Source organism: Magnetococcus sp. PR-3 (assembly GCF_036689865.1).
Taxonomy (GTDB): Bacteria; Pseudomonadota; Magnetococcia; order Magnetococcales; family Magnetococcaceae; genus Magnetococcus.
In genome coordinates this window covers 106,775-123,991 of sequence record NZ_JBAHUQ010000016.1, presented here as the reverse complement: position 1 = coordinate 123,991, position 17,217 = coordinate 106,775, and the positions used below count along the sequence as shown (strand labels likewise).

Genomic DNA, 17,217 nt, shown 5'->3' with positions numbered 1-17,217 from the left:
AAATGGTTATGCCTGGTGATAATATCACCATGGAAGTTGAACTGATCGCCCCCATCGCCATGGAAAAAGGTCTACGCTTCGCCATTCGCGAAGGTGGCCGTACCGTCGGCGCTGGTGTGGTTGCCGAAGTGATCGACTAAGATCTAGGCAGACGCAAAAACATTCGACGGCACCCATTTGGGTGCCGTCGAACGTTATAACCTAATGGGCAAATATTTCGCCTTATTAGGTGGTTGTTCATTAACTCATTATTGGTAAAAGGTGGTTTAGTTGCGTGCTTTTTGCGTGACTTTTTATGTGAAATCACCGATAATAGCCTCTTTATGTTGACGGCCTTGAGGGTCGCAATAGAGTGGGCAGCCACTCCGCTTACCGCAGCTATCATTCGGCATAGCCACATAGCAGGCGGGAGGAGGGGTGCCTTTAAGATCTGGAGTTATCCGTGCGCGAACTTATCAGCATGGCCTGCGAAGAGTGCGGCCGCCGCAACTACACTACTGACAAGAATAAGCGTAACCAGCCCGATAAATTCGTGGCCCGTCGTTACTGTAAGTGGTGTAAAAAACATACCACGCATAAAGAAGGTAAGATCAAGTAAGGTCCTATCTCTTATCACACACCCCATAGGACAGTAGCTCAATTGGCAGAGCATCGGTCTCCAAAACCGAGGGCTGTGGGTTCGATTCCCTCCTGTCCTGCCAAACGGTCAACGCCGGGAGCCTTTGCTCCCGGTGCTGCCATTTGACAGGGTGCAAGCAGAAGGCTGGTATACATCATGGAACGTATGGATCAGGCCAAAGAGTATCTTGGCGAAGTACGAAGCGAAATGCGCAAGGTCGTATGGCCTACGCGTAAGGAAACCATGCAAACCACGATCGTGGTGTTTGGTATGGTTGTCGCAGTTTCGCTCTTCCTGTGGTTGGTGGATGCCATTCTTTCCAGCATCGTGCAGGCTGTTATTGGCTGATCAGAGTGTGGGCGTGCTTAAGCATGCTTAGCATTACTTGTAAGCTGTAACGGCATCCTGCCTGAGAAAAAGCCTGTCATAATCCCGGGGATAGAGAGTGCCATGTCAAAGCAGTGGTATGTAATTCACGCCTATTCAGGGTTTGAGAAGCGCGTTAAGACCACCCTTGAAGAGAAGGTGCGTCTGACTGGAATGTCCAAGTTTTTTGAGGAGATTCTGGTTCCATCCGAAGAGGTTGTTGAGCTGCGCAAGGGGACTAAAGTTACCTCTGAGCGTAAATTCTTCCCAGGTTATGTGTTGGTGAAGATGGATCTCAACGATGAGACTTGGCACTTGGTTAAAGATGTGCCTAAGGTCGCGGGTTTTCTGGGTGGTGGTGGTCGTCCTCAGCCGCTTTCTGAGCGTGAGGTAAATAAAATTCTTCAGCAAGTTGAAACAGGCATGGAGAAACCCAAGCCTAAAGTCACCTTTGCTGTGGGTGAGCAGGTCCGCGTTATTGACGGTCCCTTCGTCTCCTTTAATGGGGTGGTTGAAGAGGTCGATGAAGATAAGACGCGCCTGAAAGTATCGGTAAGTATTTTTGGACGGGCGACCCCGGTGGAACTGGATTTTGTCCAGGTTGAGAAGCTTTAATTTCTCGTACCACCAGTTGGCCTAGGAGAGAAAACAATGGCTAAGAAAATTACAGCTTACATCAAGCTGCAGGTTCCTGCTGGTGCTGCTAAGCCCAGCCCCCCTGTGGGTCCTGCGCTAGGTCAGCACGGTTTGAACATCATGGAATTCTGTAAAGCGTTTAACGCGCAGACTTCCAACCTCGATGCCGGAAGCCCGGTGCCGGTGGTGATTTCTGTGTTCGCAGACCGGACCTTCAGCTTTGAAATGAAGACCCCTCCGGCTTCCTACTTTCTGAAAAAGGCCGCTGGCCTACAGAAAGGTGCTTCTGCCCCTAACCGTGACCCCCATGTGGGCAAGGTTACCTGGGATCAGGTCGAAGAGATCGCCAAAGCCAAAATGGTTGATCTGAACGCCAACGACATTGAAGCAGCTAAGCAAATTATCGCTGGTTCAGCCAATTCCATGGGCTTGGAAGTGGTGTAAGGGGGATATCATGGCCAAAATGACAAAACGCGCTAAGGCGCAAGCTGAAAAAATTGACCGTGCTGCTAACCACACTTTGACCGATGCCGTTTCGATCATCAAAGAGTGTGCCAGTGCTAAGTTTGATGAAACTGTAGAGCTGGCGGTCAACCTTGGTGTTGACCCCCGTCATGCGGATCAAATGATCCGTGGCAGCGTCTCTTTGCCTAAGGGCACCGGCAAAACCGTACGTGTACTGGTTTTTGCAAAAGGTGACAAGGCTGAAGAGGCAAAAGCAGCGGGTGCAGATGTGGTTGGCGCTGATGACCTTCTGGAGAAAATCCAGGGTGGTTGGATGGAGTTCGATCGTGTCGTTGCAACACCTGACGTGATGGGTGTTGTCGGTCGTCTGGGTAAAGTACTCGGCCCTCGTGGTTTGATGCCTAACCCCAAGCTGGGCACTGTGACCTTTGACGTGACGAAAGTCGTTAAAGAGATCAAGGCTGGTCAGGTTGCTTTCCGTGTTGAGAAAAATGGTATTGTCCACGCTGGTGTTGGCAAAGCCTCTTTCTCTGCCGAAGATCTGATTGAGAACATCACCGCTTTGGTTGAGCAGCTGCGCCGCATGAAGCCTTCTAGCACCAAAGGTACCTATATGAAAAAGGTGAGCCTCAGCTCCACCATGGGTCCTGGTCTTAAAGTCGATCAGATGAGTATCTGATAAAAAATAATTAACACCTAAAACCGCGCGGTCTCCTTGCGCGGTTTTAGGTGTTTGAAGAATTCGGTTTTTTATGCCCGGCAAATTCATAAAAAACTGAAGTACGTCCATCGGGACGTATGGTCCAAGACAGCAGGCGGTCATGGCTGGGTAAGACAGGTTACAACCTGTGCTCCCGAAGTGGCTTTAATGGGCTAATCCACCTGCCGAGACAAAAGGGTACTTGTCATGAGAACTCCTTTTGGTTTTGGACTTTTTGACCCACAGTCAAAAGGAGAGTGCGTGCGTGAAGCAAGCAGAGAAGAGCAAAATAGTTGAAGAGGTTCGGGGTAACCTGAGCAGCTCCAGCGTTGCTGTTGTTACGCACTATCGTGGTCTGACAGTGGCCGAAATGACGGAACTCCGATCCAAATTGCGCGAAGCCGGTGCGCAGATGCGCGTGGTCAAGAATACCTTGGCTAAGCGTGCGGTAACTGGAACCAGTTTTGAAGCTCTTGGAGAGTTTTTAACTGGACCTGCCAGCATTACCTATTCGGAAGATCCCGTTGCTCCGGCTAAGGTGATCTCGGCTTTTGCCAAAGATCATCCTAATCTGCAGATCATCGGTGGTGTACTTGACGGCAAATCGTTGGATGCCAAGGGTATTGAGCAGCTCGCTAAGCTGCCAAGCAAAGAGGAACTACTGGCCAAAATGCTGGGCTCCCTCAATGCACCCATCACCAACTTCGTTGGGGTTATGGCCGCCATGCCTGGCAGCCTTGTCCGTGTCCTCAACGCAGTACGTGAGCAGAAGGAAGCCGCATAACTGCTGGTTTCCACCCGAATCTAAGATGAAACGAAGGCGTTTAAACGCCTTGTTAAATAAAACAGGAGTTTCTCATGACCCAAGAAGAAATGATTTCCGCGATTGAATCCATGACCGTTCTCGAGTTGGCCGAATTGGTTAAAGCTCTGGAAGATAAGTTCGGCGTATCTGCAGCTGCTCCTGTAGCTGTTGCAGCTGCTCCTGGTGCTGCTGGTGGTGAAGATGGCGGTGCAGAAGCCAAGACTGACTTTGACGTAATCCTGGCCAGCGCTGGCGACAAGAAGATCCACGTGATTAAAGCTGTTCGCGCAGCTACCGGTCTGGGTCTGAAAGACGCTAAAGAGCTGGTTGAAGGTGCACCTAAGCCTGTTAAGGAAGGTCTGCCTAAGGACGAAGCTGAGAAGCTCAAAGCTGAGTTGGAAGAAGCTGGCGCTACTGTGGAACTCAAGTAATCTCCACACACGCTTGCGCCGAAAGGCATTGGATTGGGTTGAGGGCTTTTTTGCCCTCAACCCTTCCTCTATTTTTAGGGTATTCTTTTTTTTCTTTAGTTGTACTGGGCACCTTCCTTTTTAAGTGCCATTTGGCCTGAATTGTTATGATCGATATTTTTTCGGTCACAGTTGGGTCAGTCTTATACTTATAACGTGTTGATTTGAGCGACTTTTAGCTCTACCTAAAATTTTTTTCGTTCACTTTTGAGCGAGGGAAGAGACGTGTCTTGCGTCTCAATTTTTGTCAAAAAAACAAAAAAAACCTCAAAAAAAGTACGAATTCACCTCCTGCATCTGCGATTAGAGGAGTTCCGATGGCTCTTACCTTCACCGAAAAGAAGCGGCTACGGAAAAACTTCGGGCGAATTTCCAGCGTTATTGACATCCCCAACCTGATTTCAGTTCAAAAAGAATCGTTTGTTCGTTTCTTGCAAACTGGTACTGAAGTCGAACAGATGAAAGACTCCGGCTTGCACGGTGTGTTTCTCTCTGTCTTCCCCATCCATGATTATGCTGGAACTGTTAGCTTGGAGTATGTGAGCTACGGTCTAGGCGAACCCAAATATGATGTAGATGAATGTCTGCAGCGTGGCATGACTTTTTCTGCCCCGTTGAAAGTGGCTTTCCGTCTGGTCATTTGGGACGAAAACGAAGAAACCGGAACAAAAACAGTACGTGAGATCAAGGAACAGGACGTATATCTGGGTGAAATACCCCTGATGACCTCCACAGGTACCTTCATCATCAATGGTACTGAGCGTGTGATCGTTTCTCAGATGCACCGTTCGCCTGGTGTCTTCTTTGATCATGACCGCGGTAAGACCCACAGCAGTGGTAAACTGCTCTTTTCCGCGCGGGTTATTCCCTACCGTGGTTCTTGGCTCGATTTTGAATTTGATCCTAAAGATCTGCTCTATGCACGTATTGACCGCCGCCGTAAATTACCGGTCACTACGGTACTGCGTGCGATGGGTCTGGATGCAGAGCAAATTCTTGAGCGTTTCCATGACATCGAAACCTTCCGTAAAGAGGGTGTGGTGTGGCAGAAACGTCTGGTGCCTGAGCGTCTGCAGGGTAACCGTCTTAACTACGCCATTATTCACCCTGAAACCGGTGAAGAGCTTGTTAAAGCTAAAAAGCGTGTAACAACCCGTCATATCAAGAAGTTTGCTGAACTTGGTATGGAGTGGTTGCCTGTTTCTCAGGAAGAGCTGATCGGTAGCTATGTCGCCAAAAACATGGAAGATGCCATGGGCGAAGTGGTGATTGAAGCCGGTGCTGAGATTACAGAAGAGATGGTTCAGTATCTGGAAGATGGTGGCATCAAAGAGATTGATGTTCTGTTCATCGATGGTCTGACCGTTGGTCCTTACCTGCGTAACACCCTGGCACTGGATAAAAATACCAGCCAGGATGAAGCGCTGATCGACATCTATCGTATGATGCGTCCGGGTGAGCCACCAACCATCGATGCAGCCAAAACACTCTTTGCCAACTTGTTCTTTAACTCCGACCGCTATGATCTCTCTGCGGTGGGTCGTTTGAAGATGAACAGCCGTCTTGGTCTTGAGACTGAGCTGAATGTGCGTACTTTGCGCAATGAAGATATTCTGGGTGTAGTAGAAATTCTTCTTAAGCTCAAGGATGGCCACGGTAAGGTTGATGATATTGATCACCTGGGTAACCGTCGTGTTCGTAGTGTTGGTGAACTTCTTGAGAACCAGGTTCGCATCGGTTTGGTGCGGATGGAACGCGCCATTCGTGAGCGTATGTCCTCAGCCGAAGTCGATCAGCTGGTACCCCATGATGTGATGAACTCTAAGCCGTTCTCCGCGGTTATTCGTGAGTTCTTTGGCTCTTCACAGCTCTCTCAGTTTATGGACCAGACCAACCCGCTCTCTGAGATTACACACAAGCGTCGTCTCTCAGCACTTGGCCCTGGTGGTATGACTCGTGAGCGTGCAGGCTTTGAAGTACGAGACGTTCACCCCACGCATTATGGTCGGATCTGCCCCATTGAGACCCCAGAAGGTCCCAACATTGGTTTGATCAACTCACTCTCTACCTATGCGCGTATCAATGAATTTGGTTTCATTGAGTCGCCTTACCGTCAGGTTGAGGGTGGTAACCCCATCGATAATGTGGATTATCTCTCTGCGATTGATGAAGAGAACTACATTATTGCGCAGGCAAACGCCAAGTTGGGTGAAGAGGCCTCTGAAGAGGATGCGCTGATTCAATGCCGTCACAAGCTTGAGTTTATGGTCGCAACCCCTGATCGTGTGAACTATCAGGACGTTTCGCCCAAACAGACCGTGTCTGTGGCAGCATCTTTGATTCCTTTCTTGGAAAACGATGACGCCAACCGAGCTTTGATGGGTTCTAACATGCAGCGTCAGGCTGTGCCGCTGATCAAAACTGATGCCCCTCTGGTGGGCACTGGGATTGAGTCAGTTGTGGCGCGTGACTCTGGTGTGACGATCACCGCCCGCCGTACCGGTGTTGTGGATGAAGTGGATGCTTCACGTATCGTGGTCAAGGCGGATGAAGAGCCCGGTTCAACCGAACCAGGTGTTGATATCTACAACCTGACCAAGTTCTCTCGTTCTAACCAGAACACCTGTATCAATCAGGTTCCGCTGGTGAAAAATGGTGAGCGCGTGACCGCTGGTGATATCATTGCAGACGGTCCTTCTACTCAGATTGGTGAGTTGGCCTTGGGTCGTAACGTGCTGGTGGCCTTCATGCCCTGGAACGGTTACAACTTTGAGGATTCCATCCTTATCTCAGAACGTTTGGTGGCTGAGGATGTCTTTACCTCAATCCACATTGATGAATTTGAGGTCATGGCTCGGGACACCAAGCTTGGTGCGGAAGAGATCACCCGGGATATGCCCAACGTGGGTGAAGATGCCCTACGTAATCTGGATGAATCTGGCATCATCTATGTGGGTGCAGAAGTAAAACCCGGTGACATTCTGGTTGGTAAGGTAACACCTAAGGGTGAAACCCAGCTGACACCAGAAGAGAAACTTTTACGGGCCATTTTCGGCGAAAAAGCTTCTGACGTACGCGATACCTCTTTGCGTCTGCCCCCTGGTGTGGCCGGTACCGTTGTTGATGTACGCGTCTTTAGCCGCCGGGGTCTTGAGAAAGATGATCGTGCCAAGCTGATCGATCAAGATGAGATCGCCTTGCTGCGTAAAGATATGGCCGCTGAACGTCGTATTATTGAGCGGGACGCCGATGAGCGTATCCGTAACTTGATGCGTGACAAGCCTGTACGCAGCGCGCCTGGCCTGCAGCCTGGTGATCACATTCACCAAAGCTGGTTGGACAAGACCCCAAGCTCCCATCTGCGTGATGTGATTTTGGATGACGATGCCATTACTCAGCAGATTGAGGGTATTCGTGAGCAGATTGAAAAAGCGGCTGACCGTCTGAAGAAGCGCTTTGAGAGCAAGGTTGAAAAGCTCGAGCGTGGGGATGATCTGCCCCCAGGCGTGTTGAAGATGGTTAAGGTTTACATCGCGGTTAAGCGTAAGCTGCAGCCCGGTGATAAAATGGCTGGCCGTCACGGTAACAAAGGTGTGATCTCCAAGATTAACCCCATGGAAGATATGCCTTACATGCAGAATGGTACGCCTGTTGATATCGTTCTGAACCCTCTGGGTGTGCCTTCACGTATGAACGTGGGGCAGATTCTTGAAACACACCTCGGTTGGGCGGCCCGCGGTATGGGCTTTAAGATCGAAGAAGCTTTGAAGCAACATCGTAAAGGCATTGCCGATGTGTTGCGTAAGCAGTTTGAAGAGATCTACGATAATACCCGTGAGAGTGCTGAAGTTGCTAAATTAACCGATGATCAGCTGGTTGATATGGCGAAAAACCTTCAGCATGGTGTGCCGACTGCAACACCGGTCTTTGATGGCGCGATTGAAAGTGACATCTCTAGCTGGTTGAACAAAGCCGGTATGCCCACATCGGGTCAGATCAAGCTCATTGATGGCCGTACGGGTGAATCATTTGACCGTCCGGTTACCGTTGGCTACATCTACATGCTGAAGTTGCACCATCTTGTCGATGATAAGATTCACGCCCGTTCCATTGGTCCTTACTCGCTTGTTACCCAGCAGCCTTTGGGTGGTAAAGCACAGTTTGGTGGACAGCGCTTCGGTGAGATGGAAGTGTGGGCCCTGGAGGCGTATGGCGCAGCCTATACCCTGCAGGAGATGTTGACGGTTAAATCCGATGATGTGGCGGGTCGTACTAAGATCTATGAGTCCATCGTCAAAGGTGATGATACCTTTGAAGCGGGTGTGCCAGAGTCCTTCAACGTTTTGGTGAAGGAACTGCAGGCATTGGCGCTGGATGTGACCCTGCAACGGGACGACTGAGCACGTTTGCTCCAAGGGGCCTGGTCAACGAACTGACCAGGCCACTTTTACCAGTTTGCTTCAACGCCAAGTCGGCTAAGACCACTGGCGATGGGGCAGGGGCGACCTCCTGAACGAGGGAAAAAAACATGGAAAATATCTCTGATTCGCAGGCACCGGAAAAAAGCCAGCCAGCTGCACCAGCACCGGCTCCAGCTGCGCCTGCTCAACCCAATGCGGGGATCTCCGCAGCCGGTCAGAGCGTCTTTAAGCTCTTCTCACGCCCAATGTTGGGGCAGAGCTTTGATGGAATCCGTATCTCTATTGCTTCACCAGAAAAGATCCGTTCCTGGTCTTTTGGTGAAGTGAAAAAGCCGGAAACCATCAACTACCGTACCTTTAAACCAGAACGTGATGGTCTGTTCTGTGCCAAAATCTTTGGCCCAGTTAAGGACTATGAGTGTCTGTGTGGTAAGTATAAACGCCTTAAGCACCGTGGTGTTGTGTGCGAAAAGTGTGGCGTTGAAGTTATCCAGTCCAAAGTACGCCGTGAGCGTATGGGTCATATTGAACTGGCCGCACCGGTTGCACACATCTGGTTCTTGAAATCACTGCCCAGCCGTATTGGTCTGTTGTTGGATATGACCTTGAAGGATCTGGAGCGGGTTCTCTACTTTGAGAACTTTGTGGTTCTTGAGAGCGGCATGACCCCGATGAAACGTGGGGAACTGCTCACGGAAGATCGTTACTACCAGCTGATGGATGAGTTTGGTGACGAGTTCCGTGCAGGGATTGGGGCGGAAGCTATTCGTGAAATGTTGGTGGATCTGGAAATTCCCGGAGAGATCAACGTTCTGCGTGAAGAGCTTCGTGAAACCAATTCTGAAGCACGCCGTAAGAAGATTGTTAAGCGTCTGCACACGCTTGAGGCTTTCCAAGAGTCTAAGAACGCACCAGAGTGGATGATTTTGGAAGTGATTCCAGTCATTCCACCTGAGCTTCGTCCTTTGGTGCCTCTGGATGGCGGTCGTTTTGCGACTTCTGACTTGAACGATCTGTACCGTCGCGTTATCAACCGTAATAACCGTCTTAAGCGTTTGTTCGAACTGAAGGCACCAGATATCATCATCCGTAACGAAAAACGGATGTTGCAGGAGTCTGTTGACGCGCTGTTTGATAATGGTCGTCGTGGCCGGGTTATCACCGGTACCAACAAGCGTCCTTTGAAATCTCTTTCTGAGATGCTTAAAGGTAAGCAGGGTCGTTTCCGTTTGAACCTGCTGGGTAAGCGTGTGGACTACTCCGGTCGTTCCGTGATCGTGGTGGGTCCCGAGTTGAAGCTGCATGAGTGTGGCTTACCCAAAAAGATGGCGCTTGAGCTGTTTAAGCCCTTTATCTACAACCGTCTCGAAGAGCGCGGTCTGGCAACCACCATTAAAGCTGCTAAGCGTATGGTGGAAAAAGAGAAGGGTGAAGTTTGGGATATCCTTGAAGAGGTTATCCGCGAGCATCCCGTCATGCTTAACCGTGCACCTACGCTGCACCGTTTGGGTATCCAGGCTTTTGAACCTAAGTTGGTTGAAGGTAAAGCCATTCAGCTGCATCCGCTGGTCTGTACCGCCTTTAACGCTGACTTCGATGGTGACCAGATGGCGGTCCACGTACCGCTCTCGATCGAAGCACAGATTGAAGCCCGCGTGTTGATGATGTCGACCAACAACATCCTCTCACCTGCCAACGGTAAACCAATCATTGTACCGACACAGGATATCATCCTGGGTCTGTACTATATGACCTCTGAGCGTGCAAACGTACCGGGTGAAGGTATGATTTTCGCGGATTCTCAAGAAGTCAAACAGGCTTATTATGCAGGTGTCGCCGATCTTCACGCCTCCATCCAGTGTCGTTTCCGTGGTAAGCGGGTACACACAACGGTTGGGCGGATGATTCTGTCTGAACTGCTGCCTGAGCGTATTGAGTTCCCGGCCATCAATAAGCTGATCACCAAGAAAGAGGTGACCAAGCTGATCGACCACATCTACCGGATGTGTGAGACCAAAGATACGGTTATCTTCACTGACCGTCTGATGGCCATGGGCTTCACCTTCGCCTGCCGTGCCGGTATCTCCTTTGGTAAGGATGATATGGTTATCCCAGAAGCTAAGCGTGGCTTGGTTGATGAGGCGCAGGAGAAGGTGAAAGAGATTGAAAAACAGTATACCGACGGTTTGATCACCGAAGGTGAGAAGTACAACAAAGTTGTTGATATCTGGTCTCACTGTACCGAACGTGTAGCTGACGAAATGATGGGCACCATCTCAACAGATACGGTTGAGAATAAAGAGGGTGAACTTGTTGAACAGCCTTCTTTCAACTCCATCTTTATGATGGCCAACTCCGGTGCTCGTGGTTCAGCTGCTCAGATGCGTCAGCTTGCTGGTATGCGTGGTCTTATGGCCAAGCCTTCTGGTGAAATCATGGAGACACCCATCACAGCGAACTTCCGTGAGGGTTTGACGGTACTGCAGTACTTCATCTCCACCCACGGTGCACGTAAAGGTCTGGCGGATACCGCGCTTAAGACCGCAAACTCTGGTTATCTGACCCGTCGTCTTGTGGATGTTGCTCAGGATTGTATTGTTCGGGAAGAGAACTGTGGTACCAGCATCGGTTTGACCGTTTCCGCCTTGGTGGAAGGTAGCGATGTGGTTGAGACCCTGGGTGACCGTCTGTTGGGTCGTACCCCTGTAAGCGATTTGCACGATCCCATCACTGATGAGCTGCTGGTTACAGCCGGTACCATCATGGATGAGGATATTGTTGACCGTATTGAGAACTCCAATGTGGATTCGGTACACATCCGCTCACCTTTAACCTGTGAAACCACCCGTGGTGTCTGTGTCACCTGTTATGGACGTGATCTGGCCCGTGGTAACCGTGTGACCGTGGGTGAGGCTGTTGGTGTTATCGCTGCCCAGTCCATTGGTGAGCCTGGTACTCAGTTGACCATGCGTACATTCCACATTGGTGGTACAGCATCACGTCAGGCTGAGCAGTCACACCAAGAGACAGCCCATGGTGGTGTGCTGAAATATCACGATCTCATCACCGTTGTTGACCGTGAGAAGAAGCACGTTGTGTTGTCACGTAACGGTGAAGTCTCCTTGCATGAAGCGGTTGAGCATGAAGGGCAGGTTGAAGCCGGTCGTGAGCGGGAACGTTACCGTATTCCTTATGGTGCACGTATCTCTGTACCTGCAGGTGGTGTTGTTGAAAAAGGTGCCACGTTTGCAGAGTGGGACCCCTTCTCCATGCCGATCATCACCGAAGTTGAGGGTGAGGTGAAGTATGGTGACTTGGTGGACGGTGTCTCCTTACGAGAAAATATGGATGATACCACGGGTCTGACCTCTAAAGAGGTAACCGAGTGGAAAGGGCAGAGCACCAAGAAGGGGGATATGCGTCCACGCATCTCTCTAAAAGATGTGAGTACCGGTGAAACGGTGACCATGCCCAATGGTACAGAATCTCGTTACTACCTGCCTGTTGGTGCGGTGATCGTGGCCAACGAAGGTGATCATGTTCATGCGGGTGACATCATCGCTAAGGTTCTTCGTCAGTCAACTAAGAACCGTGATATCACCGGTGGTCTGCCACGGGTTGTTGAGTTGTTTGAAGCCCGTAAGCCTAAAGAGCACTCTTTCATTGCTGAAAATGAAGGTATGGTCTCCTACGGTAAGGATCTCAAAGGTAAGCGCCGTGTTGTGGTCACGCCAGAAAGTGGTGACCCCATGGAGTACTTACTGCCTAAAGGTAAGCAGTTGGCCGTCAACGAAGGCGATTGGGTACGTAAGGGTGAGCCTTTGATGGAGGGATCACCTGTTCCTCAGGATATCCTGAAGGTGTTGGGTCTCGAAGAGCTGTGTAAGTTCATGGTTAACGAGATTCAAGAAGTTTACCGTCTGCAGGGTGTGCGCATCAACGATAAGCACATTGAAGTGATTGTGCGTCAGATGTTGCAGAAGGTGCAGATTACCGATCCCGGTGAAACCACCTTTGTGAGTGGTGAGCAGGTCGAGAAAGAAGACTTCCTGCGAGAAAATGCTAAGACACAAAAGCGGGGCGGTCGTCTAGGCACCTGTATGCCTCTGTTGCTTGGTATCACCAAAGCTTCGTTGTCGACCCCTTCATTCATCTCTGCGGCCTCCTTCCAGGAGACGACACGTGTCTTGACAGAAGCTGCGATCTCTGGTCGTGTCGATACTCTTAACGGCTTGAAAGAAAACGTCATTGTTGGACGTTTGATCCCAGCAGGTACCGGTAATATTCTAACCCAGCTTAAAAAATTGGGTCAGGATGGTGCGAGCGCAGATCTGGTCAGTAATCGTCCCAGAGATGAGGTCGATACCACCAAGAATGAACTTACTGAAGGTTAATCAACGTTCGTGTTTGCAGAGTTGGGCGGCTGTTAACAGCCGCCCACTATTTTTTGCTTGTATTTGTTTAAAAAACAGGTAAAATGCGCGAATTCTTTTGTTGATGAACCTTTGAACATTCCCATAAGGGGAGCACGTAGCAGCAGGTCGCGGCCCCGCGAAACCAGGCTATAGATCGTCCTCCTCTGCCATTGCTTAGAGATAACGCCTGCACACACTTTGTGGCGAAAAGCGACAAGGTTTCAGGCCTGTTTTCTGTGGAGAGAGTTATGCCGACCGTTAACCAGTTGGTACGTCGAGGCCGCAAGCCTCAAAAGAAGAAAACCAACGTGCCTGCTCTGCAAGCGTGTCCCCAACGCCGTGGCGTATGTACTCGCGTTTATACGACTACCCCTAAGAAGCCTAACTCGGCTTTGCGTAAGGTAGCTCGTGTACGTCTGACCAATGGTCATGAAGTGAGTGCTTATATTCCAGGTGAAGGTCACAACCTGCAGGAGCACAGTGTGGTATTGATCCGTGGTGGTCGTGTAAAAGACCTTCCCGGTGTACGTTACCACGTGCTTCGCGGCTCCCTGGATACCCAGGGTGTTAAAGACCGTAAGCAGGGTCGTTCAAAGTACGGCGCCAAGCGTCCTAAGTAATTCAGCTCACTGCCTATGTAGGGTAGGGGGGCTGGTCACTGTTTTAATCTGGAATTGAGGATACGTCATGTCACGACGTCGTGAAGTTCCCAAGCGCGAGGTTATTCCGGACGCGCGGTATAATGATAAGCTTGTCGCCAAGTTTATGAATTGCCTCATGCAAGATGGCAAAAAGTCACTTGCTGAGCGAGTATTCTACGGTGCTTTCGATCTGATCGAGCAGCGCACCAAAGAAGACCCAATCAAGGTGTTTAAGGAAGCTGTGGACAATGTACGTCCTACGCTGGAAGTGCGTTCCCGCCGTGTTGGTGGTGCAAACTATCAGGTGCCTGTAGAGGTACGTCCTGCCCGCCGTCAAACCTTGGCCATTCGTTGGTTAATCGGTTTTGCCCGTTCCCGTGGTGAGAAAACCATGCGTGAGCGTTTGGCTGCTGAGTTGATCGAAGCTTCACAGGGTCGCGGTGCGACCATTAAGAAGCGCGACGATACGCATCGTATGGCTGAAGCCAACAAAGTGTTTGCTCACTACCGTTGGTAAGTTGCAGGACCCCTGGCCTCCCGGAGTGGAGGCCAGTATAAGTTTTGTTCTTTGACAATCTACAGAACACAGGGGATTACAGTGGCTCGTACAGTTGCCCTGGATCACGTGCGTAATATCGGCATCATGGCTCATATTGATGCGGGTAAGACCACCGTTACCGAACGGATTCTCTACTACACCGGTCGCTCTCATAAGATTGGTGAAGTTCATGAAGGCGCTGCCACCATGGACTGGATGGAGCAGGAGCAGGAGCGTGGTATCACGATTACTTCTGCAGCAACCACCTGCTTTTGGGATGAGCACCGTATTAATATTATCGACACCCCCGGACACGTGGACTTCACCATTGAGGTGGAACGTTCACTACGTGTTCTAGATGGTGCTGTCGCAGTTTTCTGTGGTGTGGCCGGTGTGCAGCCCCAGTCTGAGACTGTGTGGCGCCAGGCTGACCGCTACGGTGTGCCCCGTCTTGCTTTTGTAAACAAGATGGACCGTATGGGCGCTGATTTCATGAATGCTGTGCAAACCATGAAAGATCGTCTTGGTGCACGTGCTATTCCTGCTCAGTACCCCATTGGCGCAGAAGAAGATCTTCGTGGTATGGTTGATCTGGTGTCTAAAAAGGCTTTCATCTTTAATGATGAGTCCCTTGGCGCTGAGTTTGAGATCACCGAATGCCCCGAAAATATTGAGTTGGAAGTTGATGAGGCTCGTGAAGCACTGCTAGAAGCGGCGCTTGAGCAAGACGACGAGCTGATGGAAAAGTATCTCGACGGTGAAGAGATCTCCGAAGCCGACTTTAAAGCATGTATTCGTAAATCCGTGCTGGCTAGCTCATTCGTACCTGTGTTCTGTGGATCTGCCTTTAAGAATAAAGGCGTACAGCCCCTCCTAGACGCAGTTGTAGCGTACTTCCCCTCACCTAAAGATACCCCTTACATCGAAGGCACCTTGCCCGACAGTGATGAAGCTGCCGTACGTAAGCCTTCTGATGACGAGCCTTTCTCGGCTTTGGCCTTTAAGATTATGGCCGATCCGTTTGTAGGTTCTTTGACCTTCTTCCGTGTCTACTCCGGTGTCATGGAATCTGGTACGCACGTCCTGAACGCTTCTAAAAATAGAAAAGAGCGTATTGGCCGTTTGATGCTCATGCATGCGAACAAGCGTGAAGACATCAAAGAGGTCCGCGCAGGTGATATCGCCGCTGTGGTTGGTCTTAAGAACACCACAACCGGTGAAACCCTTTGTGATGCCAACAAGCCTGTCATCCTTGAGAAAATGGAATTCCCAGAGCCGGTGATCGCCATCGCTGTGGAACCCAAGACCAAGGCTGACCAAGAGCGCATGTCGGTAGCCCTGCAGCGTTTGGCTCAAGAAGATCCTTCCTTCCGTGTGGAAGTGGATCATGAAACCAACCAGACGATCATCTCTGGTATGGGTGAGCTACACCTGGACATCATCGTCGATCGTATGATGCGTGAGTTCAAGGTCGACGCAAACATTGGTCAACCTCAGGTTGCTTACCGTGAGACCATTACCCGCAGTATTGAGCACGAATCTAAGTTTGTGCGTCAGTCGGGTGGTCGTGGTCAGTTTGGTCACGTATGGCTGCGTCTTGAGCCCCAAGAGCCAGGTGTTGGTTTTGAGTTTGTTGATGCGATTAAGGGCGGTGTTGTTCCTAAGGAATACATTCCAGCCGTTAAAAATGGCATCGTCGAAGCGATGGCCAATGGTGTCTACGCGGGCTTCCCCATGGTAGACGTGAAAGCCACCTTGTTCGATGGCTCATACCACGATGTTGACTCTTCGGAAATGGCCTTTAAAATTGCCGGCTCCATAGGTCTAAAAGAGGGCACACAAAAGTGTAAGCCTGCTCTGCTTGAGCCCATCATGGATGTTGAAGTTGAGACCCCTGAAGAGTATATGGGCGATGTGATTGGTGACTTGAACTCCCGCCGTGGACAGATCCAGGGTATGGAAGCTTCCGGTAACAATCAGTTGGTAAAAGCTCAGGTACCTCTGTCGGGTATGTTCGGTTATGCCACGGATCTGCGCTCTCAGAGTCAGGGTCGTGCTACCTTTACCATGCAGTTTGGCCATTATGCCCAGGTGCCTAACGCCATTGCTGAAGAGATCAAGGCAAAAGCCACCGGTTGATCCGGCTAGATAGAAAGGTTCGGAGGTCTACAATGGCCAAGGAAAAGTTTGAACGTAATAAACCCCATGTCAACATCGGCACAATCGGCCACGTTGACCATGGTAAGACGACGCTGACCGCTGCGATCACCAAGGTGATGGCGGATGCAGGTCGCGCCGAGTTTCAGGCGTATGATCAGATTGATGGCGCCCCAGAAGAGCGCGAGCGTGGGATCACCATCGCAACAGCCCACGTTGAGTATGAGACAGAGAATCGTCACTACGCTCACGTTGACTGCCCTGGTCACGCTGACTATGTCAAGAACATGATCACCGGTGCCGCCCAGATGGACGGCGGTATCCTGGTTGTGAGTGCTGCTGATGGCCCCATGCCTCAGACCCGTGAGCACATCCTGCTGGCGCGTCAGGTTGGTGTGCCTGCTCTGGTTGTTTACCTGANCAAGCCTTCCTGATGCCAATCGAAGATGTGTTCACCATCTCCGGTCGTGGTACGGTTGTAACTGGCCGTATTGAGCGTGGCATGGTTAAGGTGGGTGAGACCATCGAGATCATTGGTCTGAAAGATACTGAGAACACCACCTGCACCGGTGTTGAGATGTTCCGTAAGCTTCTCGACCAAGGTCAAGCTGGTGATAACGTGGGTGTGCTGCTGCGTGGCACTAAGCGTGAAGACGTCCAGCGTGGTCAGGTTCTGGCTGCGCCTGGGTCGATCACTCCCCACACCAAGTTTAAGGCAGAATCCTACATTCTGACCAAAGAAGAGGGCGGTCGTCATACACCCTTCTTCTCGAACTATCGTCCCCAGTTCTACTTCCGTACCACGGACGTAACCGGCATTCTCAAGTTGCCTGAGGGTACCGAGATGGTTATGCCTGGTGATAACATCACCATGGAAGTTGAACTGATCGCCCCCATCGCCATGGAAAAAGGTCTGCGCTTCGCCATTCGCGAAGGTGGCCGTACCGTCGGCGCTGGTGTGGTTGCCGAAGTCATTGACTGAGC

The 17,217-nt window shown here is 50.7% G+C and carries 13 protein-coding genes, 1 tRNA gene and 1 pseudogene; all 15 read left to right on the top strand.

Annotation, left to right across the window (positions count from 1 at the left end; all coding sequences use genetic code 11):
* On the top strand, positions 1 to 140 hold a 140-nt coding region (locus V5T57_RS11210), incomplete at its 5' end, for an EF-Tu C-terminal domain-related protein (RefSeq protein ID WP_503660752.1).
* A gap of 302 nt (positions 141 to 442) precedes the next feature.
* A complete protein-coding gene (gene rpmG / locus V5T57_RS11205; RefSeq protein WP_011712512.1) occupies positions 443 to 598 on the top strand; it encodes a 50S ribosomal protein L33 in 156 nt (51 codons plus the stop codon).
* A 27-nt stretch (positions 599 to 625) separates the two neighbouring features.
* Positions 626 to 701, top strand: a tRNA-Trp gene (locus tag V5T57_RS11200).
* Between the two features lie 74 nt (positions 702 to 775).
* The gene (gene secE / locus V5T57_RS11195; RefSeq protein ID WP_332891299.1) at positions 776 to 967 is read left to right on the top strand and encodes a preprotein translocase subunit SecE; all 192 of its coding nucleotides are present in this window, start codon (positions 776 to 778) and stop codon (positions 965 to 967) included.
* A gap of 102 nt (positions 968 to 1,069) precedes the next feature.
* Entirely contained in the window at positions 1,070 to 1,600 is a 531-nt protein-coding gene (gene nusG / locus V5T57_RS11190; protein ID WP_332891298.1) for a transcription termination/antitermination protein NusG, read from the top strand.
* 36 nt (positions 1,601 to 1,636) lie between these two features.
* Positions 1,637 to 2,065: a 50S ribosomal protein L11 gene (gene rplK / locus V5T57_RS11185; protein ID WP_332891297.1), complete on the top strand. Its 429-nt coding sequence runs from the start codon at positions 1,637 to 1,639 to the stop codon at positions 2,063 to 2,065.
* Between the two features lie 10 nt (positions 2,066 to 2,075).
* Positions 2,076 to 2,765 (top strand): 50S ribosomal protein L1, encoded by a 690-nt coding sequence (gene rplA / locus V5T57_RS11180; RefSeq protein ID WP_332891296.1) that lies wholly within the window; start codon positions 2,076 to 2,078, stop codon positions 2,763 to 2,765.
* A gap of 286 nt (positions 2,766 to 3,051) precedes the next feature.
* Entirely contained in the window at positions 3,052 to 3,570 is a 519-nt protein-coding gene (rplJ, locus tag V5T57_RS11175; RefSeq protein ID WP_332891295.1) for a 50S ribosomal protein L10, read from the top strand.
* 74 nt (positions 3,571 to 3,644) lie between these two features.
* Positions 3,645 to 4,022 (top strand): 50S ribosomal protein L7/L12, encoded by a 378-nt coding sequence (rplL, locus tag V5T57_RS11170; protein ID WP_332891294.1) that lies wholly within the window; start codon positions 3,645 to 3,647, stop codon positions 4,020 to 4,022.
* Positions 4,023 to 4,378: 356 nt separating this feature from the next.
* Positions 4,379 to 8,461: a DNA-directed RNA polymerase subunit beta gene (gene rpoB, locus V5T57_RS11165; protein ID WP_332891293.1), complete on the top strand. Its 4,083-nt coding sequence runs from the start codon at positions 4,379 to 4,381 to the stop codon at positions 8,459 to 8,461.
* Positions 8,462 to 8,727: 266 nt separating this feature from the next.
* Positions 8,728 to 12,876, top strand: a complete 4,149-nt coding sequence (rpoC, locus tag V5T57_RS11160) for a DNA-directed RNA polymerase subunit beta' (protein ID WP_442918202.1) — start codon at positions 8,728 to 8,730, stop codon at positions 12,874 to 12,876.
* 269 nt (positions 12,877 to 13,145) lie between these two features.
* The gene (rpsL, locus tag V5T57_RS11155) at positions 13,146 to 13,517 is read left to right on the top strand and encodes a 30S ribosomal protein S12 (protein ID WP_332891291.1); all 372 of its coding nucleotides are present in this window, start codon (positions 13,146 to 13,148) and stop codon (positions 13,515 to 13,517) included.
* 67 nt (positions 13,518 to 13,584) lie between these two features.
* Complete coding sequence (rpsG, locus tag V5T57_RS11150; RefSeq protein ID WP_332891290.1) at positions 13,585 to 14,055, top strand: 30S ribosomal protein S7; 471 nt, start codon at positions 13,585 to 13,587, stop codon at positions 14,053 to 14,055.
* A gap of 81 nt (positions 14,056 to 14,136) precedes the next feature.
* Positions 14,137 to 16,215 (top strand): elongation factor G, encoded by a 2,079-nt coding sequence (gene fusA / locus V5T57_RS11145; RefSeq protein WP_332891289.1) that lies wholly within the window; start codon positions 14,137 to 14,139, stop codon positions 16,213 to 16,215.
* A gap of 32 nt (positions 16,216 to 16,247) precedes the next feature.
* Positions 16,248 to 17,215, top strand: a pseudogene (locus V5T57_RS11140) (elongation factor Tu).
* Positions 17,216 to 17,217: the final 2 nt, after the last annotated feature.

Coding starts and splice junctions, on each gene's coding strand:
- rplK (WP_332891297.1), top strand. CDS start 1,637: ATGGCTAAGAAAATTACAGCTTACATCAAGCTGCAGGTTCCTGCTGGT.
- rpoC (WP_442918202.1), top strand. CDS start 8,728: ATGTTGGGGCAGAGCTTTGATGGAATCCGTATCTCTATTGCTTCACCA.
- rplA (WP_332891296.1), top strand. CDS start 2,076: ATGGCCAAAATGACAAAACGCGCTAAGGCGCAAGCTGAAAAAATTGAC.
- rpoB (WP_332891293.1), top strand. CDS start 4,379: ATGGCTCTTACCTTCACCGAAAAGAAGCGGCTACGGAAAAACTTCGGG.
- rplL (WP_332891294.1), top strand. CDS start 3,645: ATGACCCAAGAAGAAATGATTTCCGCGATTGAATCCATGACCGTTCTC.
- secE (WP_332891299.1), top strand. CDS start 776: ATGGAACGTATGGATCAGGCCAAAGAGTATCTTGGCGAAGTACGAAGC.
- rpsL (WP_332891291.1), top strand. CDS start 13,146: ATGCCGACCGTTAACCAGTTGGTACGTCGAGGCCGCAAGCCTCAAAAG.
- nusG (WP_332891298.1), top strand. CDS start 1,070: ATGTCAAAGCAGTGGTATGTAATTCACGCCTATTCAGGGTTTGAGAAG.
- rpsG (WP_332891290.1), top strand. CDS start 13,585: ATGTCACGACGTCGTGAAGTTCCCAAGCGCGAGGTTATTCCGGACGCG.